Origin of the sequence: Planococcus sp. MSAK28401, from assembly GCF_018283455.1 — a bacterium.
Taxonomy (GTDB): Bacteria; Bacillota; Bacilli; order Bacillales_A; family Planococcaceae; genus Planococcus; species Planococcus alpniumensis.
Genome location: NZ_JAAMTH010000001.1, coordinates 713,063 through 725,648 on the forward strand (window position 1 = coordinate 713,063; position 12,586 = coordinate 725,648).

10 protein-coding genes are annotated in these 12,586 nt (G+C 49.0%); 9 read left to right on the forward strand and 1 reads right to left on the reverse strand.

Annotated features, from left to right (window positions below):
• Positions 1-139 precede the first annotated feature (139 nt).
• The 4 genes from G3255_RS03725 (at position 140) to G3255_RS03740 (ending at position 4,197) form a co-directional block, all read left to right on the forward strand.
• Positions 140-1,618, forward strand: a complete 1,479-nt coding sequence (locus G3255_RS03725; protein ID WP_211653346.1) for a flavin-containing monooxygenase — start codon at positions 140-142, stop codon at positions 1,616-1,618.
• 148 nt (positions 1,619-1,766) lie between these two features.
• On the forward strand, positions 1,767-2,282 hold the full coding sequence (locus G3255_RS03730; protein ID WP_211653347.1) for a YfiT family bacillithiol transferase: 516 nt from the start codon (positions 1,767-1,769) through the stop codon (positions 2,280-2,282).
• A 282-nt stretch (positions 2,283-2,564) separates the two neighbouring features.
• Complete coding sequence (locus tag G3255_RS03735) at positions 2,565-3,791, forward strand: DUF819 family protein (protein WP_211653348.1); 1,227 nt, start codon at positions 2,565-2,567, stop codon at positions 3,789-3,791.
• Positions 3,792-3,918: 127 nt separating this feature from the next.
• Positions 3,919-4,197: a toxin-antitoxin system YwqK family antitoxin gene (locus G3255_RS03740; protein ID WP_211653349.1), complete on the forward strand. Its 279-nt coding sequence runs from the start codon at positions 3,919-3,921 to the stop codon at positions 4,195-4,197.
• Between the two features lie 142 nt (positions 4,198-4,339).
• Here G3255_RS03740 and G3255_RS03745 read toward each other — a convergent pair whose 3' ends face one another.
• Positions 4,340-5,389 (reverse strand): aromatic acid exporter family protein, encoded by a 1,050-nt coding sequence (locus G3255_RS03745; protein ID WP_211655751.1) that lies wholly within the window; start codon positions 5,387-5,389, stop codon positions 4,340-4,342.
• A gap of 241 nt (positions 5,390-5,630) precedes the next feature.
• Here G3255_RS03745 and G3255_RS03750 point away from each other — a divergent pair, with 241 nt between their 5' ends.
• The 5 genes from G3255_RS03750 to G3255_RS03770 all read left to right on the forward strand — a co-directional run bounded on the left by G3255_RS03750 (position 5,631) and on the right by G3255_RS03770 (position 12,512).
• A complete protein-coding gene (locus tag G3255_RS03750) occupies positions 5,631-6,431 on the forward strand; it encodes an ABC transporter ATP-binding protein (RefSeq protein WP_211653350.1) in 801 nt (266 codons plus the stop codon).
• The gene (locus G3255_RS03755) at positions 6,424-8,064 is read left to right on the forward strand and encodes a hypothetical protein (protein ID WP_211653351.1); all 1,641 of its coding nucleotides are present in this window, start codon (positions 6,424-6,426) and stop codon (positions 8,062-8,064) included. Before G3255_RS03750 ends, G3255_RS03755 begins: the two co-directional genes overlap by 8 nt.
• 256 nt (positions 8,065-8,320) lie before the next feature.
• Positions 8,321-10,591 carry an excinuclease ABC subunit UvrA gene (locus G3255_RS03760; protein ID WP_211653352.1) on the forward strand — a complete coding sequence of 757 codons (2,271 nt, stop codon included), beginning with the start codon at positions 8,321-8,323 and terminating at the stop codon, positions 10,589-10,591.
• Between the two features lie 331 nt (positions 10,592-10,922).
• Positions 10,923-11,735 carry a TspO-related membrane protein gene (locus G3255_RS03765; protein WP_211653353.1) on the forward strand — a complete coding sequence of 271 codons (813 nt, stop codon included), beginning with the start codon at positions 10,923-10,925 and terminating at the stop codon, positions 11,733-11,735.
• A gap of 108 nt (positions 11,736-11,843) precedes the next feature.
• On the forward strand, positions 11,844-12,512 hold the full coding sequence (locus tag G3255_RS03770) for a type 1 glutamine amidotransferase domain-containing protein (protein ID WP_211653354.1): 669 nt from the start codon (positions 11,844-11,846) through the stop codon (positions 12,510-12,512).
• The last annotated feature ends 74 nt before the right edge of the window (positions 12,513-12,586 follow it).

The window sequence follows — 12,586 nt, forward strand, 5'->3', positions numbered from 1 at the left end:
TCTCATAATATCACGATTTTGCGCACGTTCAGAAAGAAATGAATAAAGGATGATCAACTGCTGCGCTGAATACAAAAAATGACAAAAAGAGCCCGGTTTACAAGAGAATTTATTGCCAGCATTAAGAGGAGGGATAAACATGCATAGCGGACGCCCAGAGAAAAGCATTCGAAAAGCTAAAATTATCGTGATCGGGACCGGATTTTCCGGCATTGCAGCCGCCGCCCGCCTGTTGCAAGAAGGCGAACGGGATTTGCTTGTGCTAGAGCGGGGCAGCGATGTCGGCGGGGTCTGGCGGGACAATCATTATCCGGGGTGTGCATGCGATGTGGAATCGCATTTGTACTCGTTGTCTTTCGCGCCGAATCCGGGATGGAGCCGGAAATTCTCCCCTCAAGCCGAAATTCACGCGTATTTGCAAAAATGTGCTAACGAGTTCGGCGTTATGCGCCATATTTGTTTTCATCACGAAGTTCAGCGCATGGAGTGGGATGAGCGGCATAAGGAATGGCGGATCGAGACCAATATGGGGGATTTTGCGGCGCGAATCGTAGTGGGGGCAGTGGGCGCGCTCAGCGAGCCTTCCATTCCCACGATCGATGGAATCGAGCGGTTTCAAGGCGATGTGTTTCATTCGGCGCAATGGCCCGCGGATTTTGATTCAACAGGTAAGCGCATTGCCGTGGTCGGGACAGGGGCTTCTGCCATTCAATTCATTCCGCATATCCAGCCGCAAGCTGCGTCTCTTCATGTGTTTCAACGGACGCCGGCATGGGTGGTTCCGCAGCAGAACGAATTTATCAAAAGCAAGCGGCAGCGAGTCTATCGCCGTTTTCCAGCCCTCCAAAAAATGGCGCGGTTGAACATTTACACGAAGCGGGAAACGATGGTTTTCGGTTTCCGCCATCCGAACTGGCTGAAACTGCTGGAGAAAATAGCGGTCAATCATATGAATAAAGCGATCAAGGATCCGGCTTTGCGGGACAAACTGACGCCCGATTACCGAATTGGCTGCAAGCGCATCTTGCTGTCGAACGCTTATTATCCAGCCTTGGCACAGGAGAATGTAGAAGTACATACAGCAGGCATAACGGAAGTGACAGAAGACGCCGTGATCGATGGGGCAGGTAAGCGAATGCCTGTGGATAGCATCATTTTCGGCACAGGCTTTCAAGTCACGGATTTTCCGATCGCCCGGCACATTTACGGCCGTGAAGGACATTCCTTGGAGGATCAATGGAACGGCAGCCCGAAAGCGTATCTCGGCACGACCATTTCCGGCTTCCCGAATTTATTTCTGATTCAAGGGCCAAACACAGGACTCGGGCATACATCGGTCATTCTGATGATCGAAGCTCAAGTGGATCATGTGCTGAAAGTTTTAAAGCATATGAACCGCAACCAGCTCGAAACAATTGAGCCAAACCCACAAGCACAGCAACGCTTTGTTGAGGAAACGGACCATTTGACGAACGGAACAGTGTGGGTTTCCGGAGGATGCCGCAGCTGGTATCTCGATGAAACCGGGCGCAACTCGACACTTTGGCCGGGGACGACGCTATCGTTTATGAACAAAGCGGGCCGATTTAACAGTAAGGATTATATTTTCACTAATTAAAGGGGATGCCGCGTTCACTGTTTTGCCTGTAAGCCGGGATTTCGGTTTTGGGACAAAACATGGTTATTTTTCTGGTTTAAAAATGGTATGTTGGTAGGACTGTTGGAAATATGTCATTCAACAAATACAGAAAAAAGGGGTTAAACAAATGGATGTGAAATTTCCGATTGGACAAATGCAAGTTCCAGAACAAGTAACGAATGAAGACGTCAACAACTGGCTCAGAGAAATCAATAGCTACACCACGCGTCTTCGCGAGGTGGTGGATTCCTTGTACGATGAGGACTTGAACAAAACCTATCGAGAAGGCAGCTGGACAGTCCGGCAGCTTGTGCACCATATTGCGGATTCGCAATTGTCTCTCTACCACCGCCTGAAAAGGGGATTGACGGAATACCAACCGAACGTGTCTGAGTTTGACCAGGACAAATGGGCGTATCTCCCGGACAACCGACTGCCGGTGGAAAGTTCCATTCGCGTGTTGGAGGGGTTGAACGAACGGATCGTTGCGCTTGGAAATTATGTGACGGGCACGCAATTGGAGCGCGTTTTCATTCACGAAACGGACGGCGAGGTTCGCATCGCTGAAACCCTAGCAAAACTGTCGTGGCACGAAGAGCATCATCTGGCGCATATTCGAATCGCATTGGGCTTGGAACTTTAGTTGTCCCTGTGCATCACACAATTTCAGCGATGAGATTGTTGTAGTGGCGGCATTCAGGGATTGAAATGTCCCTGTGCGTCACACAATTCAAGGCCGTACCGGAAACTGAACCGTTTCCGGTACGGCCTTTTTGATGATTGTAAACAAGTGTGTAAAATTGTGAGACTACTCGACATCATCTGACAATAATAGGATACTGGGAGATGAAGCGGTCAGTTTAAATATAGCTCGTGCGCACAAATCGGGAAGACTTGAAGTGCAGTGAGCGAAGGGAGAATACATATGGAGAATTCATTGATTCGGGCAGATGATTTGCTGACGTTATGGGGCATCATCGTTATCGTCGCGGCGATGAGCATTGTGCTCGAGCAGAAGTACAGCTGGGCCGGGAAGATTTCTGGCGCCATCATTGCGCTCGTGTCTGCCATTATTTTATCGAATACCGGCATTATCCCAACGGCGTCGCCTGCGTATGACGCAGTATGGGCATTTATCGTGCCGCTCGCCATTCCGCTGTTGTTGTTCCATGTGAATTTCAAGAAAATCTGGAAAGAAAGCGGGCGCATGCTGCTGATTTTCTTGATCAGTTCAATTGGGACAGTGGCCGGGACAATCCTCAGCTTCTTCTTGTTAAAAGACACGATTCCGTTTCTCGACCGTATCGGAGGCATGATGGGCGCCTCTTATGTCGGGGGCGGTGTCAACTTCGCGGCGATGACGGCGAAGTTTGAAGCGCCGGAAGATTTGGTGTCCGCTGCGGTCGTGGCGGACAATTTGATGATGGCGCTCGTGTTCATCACTTTAATGGCGATTCCGACATTTGGTTTCTTCCGGAAAACTTATCCGCATCCGCACGTTGCGCAAGTAGAACGGGAAGCAGGGACGAACGGCGGCAAGACCAACGCCGAAAACTTCTGGAAGCGTCAGGATATTTCATTGAAAGATATCGCCATGTCACTCGGGACGGCGTTTTTCCTCGTCGTGGTTGCGACGAAGATCGCTGAGTTTTTTGCCGGCGTCGTTCCGTCCGGTGAAGAAGTCGGATTCGGCTGGAACTTGCTCAGCGGCTTGATCGGCGACCAGTATTTGGTGCTGACGACTTTGACATTCCTTGCGCTCGCGTTGTTCCCACGTTATTTTGACGGCATCAACGGCAGTCAGGAAATCGGGACGTTCTTGATTTATTTATTCTTCGTGGTCATCGGCATCCCGGCATCGATTCCACTGATCGTCCAGAACGCGCCATTGTTGCTGGTCTTTGTCGCCGTCATCGTTATCGTCAACTTGACGGTATCGCTGACGGCCGGGAAATTGTTGAAATACGATCTTGAAGAGATTTTATTGGTGGTTAACGCCAACGTTGGTGGCCCGACAACGGCTGCAGCGATGGCGATTGCCAAAGGCTGGCGCGAACTGATCGGACCGATCTTGGTGGTCGGGACGATTGGCTATGTGATCGGCAACTATATCGGGACGACGCTCGGTTTGTGGTTTGCGACGATGATGTAGGGAGGACGGTTGTGTCCCTGTGCGCCACACAATTTCAAGAGTGAAATGACTGTAGTAACGGAGTTTCGTGGCTGGAATGTCCCTGTGCGTGACACAATTAAATCATTCGGGAGGAGTTGAAGCAATCATGGATGAGGAAAAATGTGATGTAGTGAAACCAAACGGCGTGAAGGAAAAGAAGCTCGAAGTGATTGATGGCTATACGATCAAATACCATGCCAACGGAAAAACGATGTGGTCCAAAGGCAAAATCGTTGATGGGAAACCCGAGGGTTACTGGGAATGGTACTGGGCTGACGGGACATTGAAACGCTCAGGTCATTTTCAACAGGGCGAACCTGTCGGTGAGTGGATCACTTATGACAACAAGGGCGAAACGTATAAGGTGACCAATCGGGATAGATAGCGGCTCTGTCCCTGTGCGCCACACAATTTTAGCAGTAAGATCCTTATCGCAGCGGGATTTCCATCTCGGAATGTCCCTGTGCAAGACACAATTCAACAGAAAAAGGCCATGGCGGAATTCCGCCACGGCCTTTTTTTATTTCTTACGATTGTTGTGCTTCCTGCACGGCTTTTACGCTATTCGGATCGAAAAACTTATCGACTAAATCGTAGATGGTGATGAGTTCGTATAGAATCGTGAATTCTGGCGGGAACAGCGTTGGGTGAAGTGCGTCATCTGCTGGCACGCGTTTACTGTTTTCCCAAAACAGATCGGTAATGCTTTTCAGTTGCTCTTGGTGTTTTTCGTGATCGAAATTGATGGAATGCCGCAAGTCGTCTGCAAGTGCCATAACGGCATCCATAATGATTTCCCGCTCGGCTTTTGTCCATTGGATTTGTTGGAACGGGGCGCGAAGCAAAGCATTCAAATGGTATTCGAAGTTATCTAGAAACAGCAATTGCCGTTCCGCCATCTGCAGCTCGGCTTCCCGGTTGCGAACCCAAGGGTACAGGCTCGCTTCGTCGCGCTGATAATGAACCAATTTCTCGGTCTTGCGGATTTCAGTCGTCAGTTGCTTGACGATTTTTTTATCTTCCTGGAGGTTTGCATCTCCGTCGAAGAGGATGGTCCGGAAAGTATGTTCAAGCATGCTTCCGGCACGCCCGCTAATACTATGGATGCTTTTTAAGATAGCGGTGCTGTAATTTGGCGGGAACACAAGCATATTGACGGCGGTCGAGACGACCAGGCCGATCGTTGTCGTCCCTAAACGGATGAAGAACGAGAACAGGAAATTGTCATGGATGACTTCTACCATCGCAACAGAAGTTAACGTCGCAACCAGCAAGCCGGCATGCAGATTGAGCCGGAAACACACCAGGATTGTGGCGACCGCGGCAAGCGTATAGGTAATCGGGGAATTCCCGAACAAGGTGATAAAGAACACGGCAAAAGCTGAACCGATAGCCGAAGCAGGGAAGCGGACCAGCCCTTTTTTTATTGAATCACTGACGGTCGGTTCGATTGTCACAATCGCTGTGATGACCGCAAAGACAGGTGGCCAGTTAAACCATAGACAAATCGTGGCAGTCAAAAAGATGGCCAACCCGGTTTTTATTATTCGACTGCCAGCGAATTGAAAGGATCGCATCATATCCAGCCACTATCTCCTTTGCGTAGAATTTCTGTATTTTTAGTATATCATCTGTGTCGAGTGTCCCTGTGCACGGCACAATTTAGCAGGCGAAAAGCTTATACTGCTAGGCTTTCTTCATATAAGTGCCCCTGTGCACCACACAATTCAAGTCGATTTCCATTAAATCGGTAAAAACTCCCAAATCACTTCAGTTGAATGTTAGAATTAACACATAATTAGCGTGAGGGGTTTTTAGATGACTAGAGAAAACGATAAGGTGCTATCGATTCAGAATCTGACAATGAATTATGGCGGCAAGAAAGTGTTGAACGGCATCAATCTTGAAGTGGCAAGTGGCGAAATCATCGGTTACATCGGGCCGAATGGAGCGGGCAAGAGTACGACGGTAAAAATCATGCTTGGGCTGATTGATGATTACCAAGGAAAAGTGGTGATCTTCGGGCAAGATATTGCGTCAGGCGACCCGTCTTACAAAAAGAAAATCGGCTATGTACCGGAAAATGCGGAAGCCTATGACAATTTAACGGCGATGGAGTATTTGGTATTTACGGGAGAACTGTATGGCATGGGCCGTGACGCGGCGCATGCAAAAGCGGAGCGGCTGCTGGGGCAATTTGACTTGCAAGATGTCGGCCATTCCCGGTTGTCTTCATTTTCAAAAGGCATGAAGCAAAAAGTGCTGATCATCGCGAGCCTGCTTCATGATCCGGATCTATTGTTTTGGGACGAGCCGCTCAGTGGGCTCGATGCCAATAGCATGATGGTCATCCAGGAAATCCTGGCGCAATTGGCGGCGCAAGGAAAAACGATTTTTTATTCGTCACATATTATGGATCTCGTGGAAAAAATCAGCAATCGCATCGTGCTGCTGGTGAAAGGTGAAGTGGTGGCGGATGCGACGTTTGAAGAACTGCAGGAAATGAGTGAGGAAGGGTCGCTTTCCGGGATTTTCAATCAATTGACCGGGTTTACGGAGCATCGCAATAAAGCTAAGGACTTCGTGTCGATCGTACAGGGAGACGAGGAGTATGCGTGAATTCAAGTCACTGAAGTTCCTTGGAGCATTTAAAGGCATTTTTACTAGGTTTGGCGTCGATTATGCGGTGATGGAAAAGATACTGGAGATCAAATTGACGATGGACGAACGCCGCGTGCCGACGATTTTTGGCGAAAACGGCAAAAAGAAGAAGGAAGGCAACCAATTTCTAAAATCGTTGTGGATTTACGGGCTTTACAGTTTGATTTTGATTCCGTTTTTGCTGCTCGGGGAAAATTATATGTATCAATTGAGCCTCGTTTTTGGCATGATTCTGTTCATTTTGATGACCTCAATGATTTCCGACTTTTCCGTGGTGCTGCTGGATATTCGGGATAAGAACATTATCCAGACCAAGCCGGTCAATAAACAGACCATCGCGGCGGCGAAAATCGTCCACATCATGATTTACATGACGTTTGTGGCGGGGGCTTTCACGACGATTCCATTCCTCGTCGGCCTGTTTCAGCACGGCATTGTCTTTTCATTGATTTTCCTCATTGAACTCGTGTTGACGATCTTATTGGTCGTTGTCCTGACGTCCTTGCTGTATTTATTCATCCTGCGCTTTTTCGACGGCGAAAAGCTGAAAGACATCATCAATTACGTCCAGATTTTGCTGTCGGTCGGAGTTGTGGTGGGCTATCAAGTATTGATCCGGTCGTTTGAATTTGTTGATTTGAACATGACGTACGCGTTCAGCTGGTGGCATTTCCTCATTCCACCGCTGTGGTATGGGGCGCCATTTGAAGTGTTGTTGAACGGCAATACGTCGAGCCATTTCATCGCATTTACAATGCTCGCGTTGCTGGTGCCGGTCATCGCCATTTTTGGCTATGCCAAACTGATGCCGTCGTTTGAACGCAATCTTGAAAAGTTATTGAGCGACACGAAAACCCGCAAGAAACCCAGGAATGGGCTGGATGAAATGGGCGCTAAATTATTATGCCGTTCGAATGAAGAACGCGTCTTTTACCGCTTCGCTGCATCGATGATGAAAAAAGAACGCGAATTCAAACTGAAGGTGTTCCCGGTGCTCGGGATGTCGTTGTTCTTCCCGTTTCTCTTTATTTTTACGTATTCAGTAGACGGCGGCTTGGAAGAGATATCAAGCGGCAATATGTTCATGTTCATCTATTTCTGCAATGTCATCATTCCGAGCGTCGTGTTTATGCTGAAATTTTCGGAAGGCTATAAAGGCAGCTGGCTGTTTCGGGCGGCGCCGATTGAACAGGCATCAAGTGCCTACAGCGGCACCTTGAAAGCCTTCTTTGTGAAAATGTATCTGCCGGTTTTCCTGTTCTTGTCCATCGTCTTCATTTGGATTTTTTCGGCGAGAATTCTGCCGGATTTGGCAGCGGTATTGCTCGGCGGGCTTCTGCAAATATTAATCACCTATAGAATAGTGAATGAAGGCGAATTTCCGTTTTCAACTTCCTTCGAATTTGCCCAAGAATCAGGCGGCGCGAAGATGTTATTACTGACACTGATCACCGGCGCTTTTGTGGGCATGCATTTCCTCGCGAATGCGTTCGATTACGGCATTTATGTGTATGTCGTCGTGTTGTTGGCGGCTATAGGGATCGGCTGGCGCATGGTGTTTCCGAAAACGAAGGCAGTGGCTGCATTTTAATGTGTCCCTGTGCATGACACAATTCGGAGGATAAAATCCTTAATGCAGCAGTATTTTGGTGAAAGAATGTCCCTGTGCACCACACAATTTGACGCATCCGCGCTGGCGGATGCGTCTTTTTTCTATGCCCTGATGAATTGTGTGGGAATTGTGCGGTGCACAGGGACAAGTCGGTTGTGTGAACCACCCCGAAACAGGGAACACTTTTATGTAGTAGTGTAATCCACTGATCGGATTGGAAAAGGAGAATGTTAACATGCCAGAAAAACGAGATGAAATCATATTGCGAGGGCTTCGCGAAAATAATTTGAAAAATATCGATTTGAATATCCCGAAAGAGAAAATTAACGTATTTACCGGCTTGTCGGGTTCGGGGAAAAGTTCGGTCGTGTTCGATACCTTGGCGACTGAAAGCAGAAGGCAGATGACCTTGAACTATCCGCTGTATATCCGCCACCAGATGCCGAGGTACGAGCGGCCGCATGCCGACTTGATGCAGCATTTGAGCCCGGTAGTGGTTGTGGAACAAAAGCCGGTCAGGGGCAATTCGCGCTCGACGGTCGGTACGTATATGGACATCGACCCGCTGATCCGGCTGTTGTTCTCGAGAATCGGCAGTCCGCCGATCGGCTCGGCGACAGAGTTTTCGAGTGAAAGTTCGTTTGGCAACTGTCCGGAATGCAATGGCTTCGGGGAAGTCGTTACGCCGGATATCCACAAGCTGATCGATCACACGAAATCGATCCGGGAGTCCGCGGTGCGCTTCAAGCCGCTTGCGCCTCCTGGTTGGCAAGGCAGGTGGATGAGGGACGGCGGATTGTTCGATCCCGATCTTCCCATCAAAGATTTCACGGAAGAAAAATACAATCTGCTCGTATACGGGCCGCCGGAAGGACAACGTGCATTTAGCACTTATTATTACAAAGAAGGCGATCGCGACATCGAATGGGACGGCCTGCTTCCGAGGTTTATTCGCCTGTACATCAACCGGGACCTGACGAAACTGAAAATCGTCTCCCAGGAAGACGTCTTGGCGCTGACGACGCGTACCCCGTGCCCAGTTTGTGAAGGTTCGGGACTCAATCCGAGAGTGTTGGAGTGCAAAATCAACGGCTTGAACATCGCCCATTACGCCCGTTTGGAATTAACGGAACTGCTCGGTGAACTAGAGAAAATCGGCGACCCGATCGGCAAGTCGATTGCCCAACAGGCGCATCCGAGCGTGAAACAGCTGGTCGGTTTGGGGCTCGGTTATTTGAGCCTGTCACGTAAAATGGGCACCTTGTCCGGCGGGGAAGCGCAGCGCGTGAAAATCGCGCGCCACCTAGGCAGTAGCTTGAACAATATCACCTATATTTTCGATGAGCCGAGTGCCGGTTTGCATCCCGAAGAAATCAATATGTTGACGCATATGCTGGAAAGTTTGCGGGACAATTACAATACCGTCGTCGTCATCGAACACAATCTGGCGGTCATCAAGACGGCGGATGAAATCATCGAAATGGGCCCGGGCGCAGGCAGAAGCGGCGGTGAAGTGGTGTATCAAGGCGGGCAGGAAGGCCTGAGAAAAGCTTCCGCTCTCACTGACTTGGACCACACCGTAACGGTGAATGAACAGCCGAGAACATCCGAAAATACGTTTTCGATCAAACATGCTTCGGATAATAATTTGAAAAATGTCAGCGTGGAAATTCCACAAAATGCCCTCGTCTCGGTGTGCGGTGTTTCCGGTTCCGGAAAAAGCTCATTGATGTTCGGCGCATTTACCGGCAATTATCCCGAAACGATTGCGGTCGGGCAAGGCAGCATCGGCACGTCCAGCCGTTCAACGCTCGCGACCTATATGGGCATCATGAGCGACATCCGGTCGATCCTGGCAAAACAAACCGGACAGCCGGCGGGCTTGTTCAGTTTTAATTCATTGGGCGCTTGCCCCGTATGTGAAGGCAAAGGCATCACCACGCCGAATGTCGCGTTTGCGGATCCCGTGACGGTAACCTGTGAAGCGTGCGGTGGCACGCGGTATTCAGATGAAGCTTTGTCGTATCGTTATAAAGGAAAAAACATTGTGGAAATTCTGGAGCTGACGATCGACGAAACGAACGAGTATTTGGAAATGCCGAAAATCGTCAAAAAAGTGGATACTTTAAAAGATGTTGGTTTAGGCTATCTGACACTTGGACAAACGACAGGTTCCTTAAGCGGAGGCGAAGTGCAGCGTTTGAAGTTGGCGAGCCATCTGAAAAAAGAAGGGCAGATCTATTTATTGGACGAACCATCACTCGGTTTGCATGCGCGAGACAATGCTCATTTGTTAGACGTCTTCCAAAGACTGGTCGACAAAGGCAATTCGGTCATCCTCATCGAGCACAACCTGAACTTGATCGCAGCGAGCGATTGGGTCATCGAAATGGGCCCGAGCGGCGGCAAAAAAGGCGGCGAAGTGCTGTTTGAAGGCACGCCGAAAGAGATGCTTCAAGCGGACACTTTGACCGCGAAATGGTTGAGAAATGGGGTTGAGGGATAGAGTGGCAGCGTTCTGTCCCTGTGCACGACACAATTCGGGAAGCAGAAACCTTGATGCAGCGGTATTTCGATGTGGAAACGACCCTGTGCGCCACACAATTCTCGGGTTCAGAGAGCTTGTATTGATTCTCGCGTTGTCCCTGTGCAAGACACAATTTCAGCATGAGAAACCTTGATGCAGCAGCATTCTCCAGTCGAAACGCCCCTGTGCATGACACAATTCACCCGATTCATTCCGGAAAACCGTTTTGCTGACTGGCAAAAACGGGAAGATAGAAAGCAAGAGGCACATATTGCCAGTGACTATTATCTTTCAGGAGGATGAAATCATTATGGATGAACGCACATTGAAGAAAACCCAACTGTTTACCGTCTTGAACTTGGTCGCTTATTTTGTGACGCTTGGCGTCAATTACTTGGGGTCGTCGGGGTTCTTTAACGGCAACACGCAAAAAGATATTTCGGACAAATACATGACGCTCATTTCGCCGGCGCCGTTTACGTTTTCGATTTGGGGCGTCATTTACACGCTCGTACTGGTGACGCTCGTTTATTTATTCATCAAGCGAAAAGACGATAGGGTCAGCCGGTTGGTGCTGTTGATCTCGCCTTTGTTCATCGCGAGTTCGCTGCTGAATATGGGCTGGATTGTCGTATTTTCTTATGAATGGCTGGGAGTTTCGACACTATTGATTATAGGCTTGTTGTTTTCCTTGCTCTTTATTGTGAAAAGAATCTACAAACACCGTTCTGAGTTTCCGTCGTTACTGGCAGGGCTTGCGTTCACGTTGTACGGCGCTTGGGTATTTATTGCAACGATTGTCAACATTTCACTGTCCTTAGTGCAATGGGGGTGGGACGGCTTCGGCATTTCCGATTCCGTCTGGACGCTCATCGTCTTAGGCGTTGCCGTCGTATTTGTGTTGTTTTACTTGTCTCGCTTTAAAAACGCAGCGTTTCCGATTCCGATTGCCTGGGCATTCTTCGGCATCTATAGCGCCTATATGAACGGGACGCTCGACCCGGAGATGGCGGCGATTATTCAAGGAGCCTTATTGGCGGGCATTGTTATTTTCTTGATTGCTGTGGTGTGGACATTCTTTAAAAACGGTAAATCCCTTTTCCCGAAACATAAGATGGTTTAGGAAGGAAAGCTTGTGTAATAAAAAATTGAGGGAATTGTAAGTTTGTTTAAATCCGAAAACATTCGGGAACAACTAGTGTCAGAATGATTTTCAGAGGAGGAACTATTAATGGCTAAAGTATTAGCAGTGCTATCAAGCGGACATAAGGACGCAGAAAATAATTACGAAACTGGCTGGTGGGCAGAAGAATTGTTCGCGCCGATGGAAATTTTAAAAGATGCAGGACATGACGTGGAGCTCGCTTCACCAAAAGGCGGCAAACCGACGCTTGACGAAGTCAGCATCAGCGAAGATTATGATCCGGAAGGCAAGTACAAGAAAATGTACGAATCCGGCCTTGCGGACAACACGAAAAAATTATCGGATGTGGAGCCGAAAGAATACGATGCCATATTTATCGTCGGCGGACACGGGGCGATGTATGACCTCGCGGAAGACAAAACGCTTCACGGGATCATCAACGCTGTATACGACAACGGCAATATCGTGTCGGCAGTGTGCCACGGACCGGCGCCGTTGATCTGGACGAAACGCCCAGACGGCCAAAGCATCATCGCTGGATTGGACGTCACTGGCTATCCAGAAGCTGTCGAACCAGAAGGGCTCCCAGAAATCCTGCCGTTCAGCTTGGAAGGCAAGATGAGCGAAGTGGCCAATTATACTGCTGACGAAAAAGTGGTATGGGGCAATGAGCAAGTGCTGACGGGCCGCGACCCGTTTGCTTCTGAAGCATTGGCTGAGGAATTGGTCAAAGCATTGGATAAGAAAAACAACTAAGTGATGAGCGGCAAGATCGCCATCTCCATAAGCAAGGCTTTGCAGCGTTCTCGTGCAAAGCCTTGCTTTTTTTA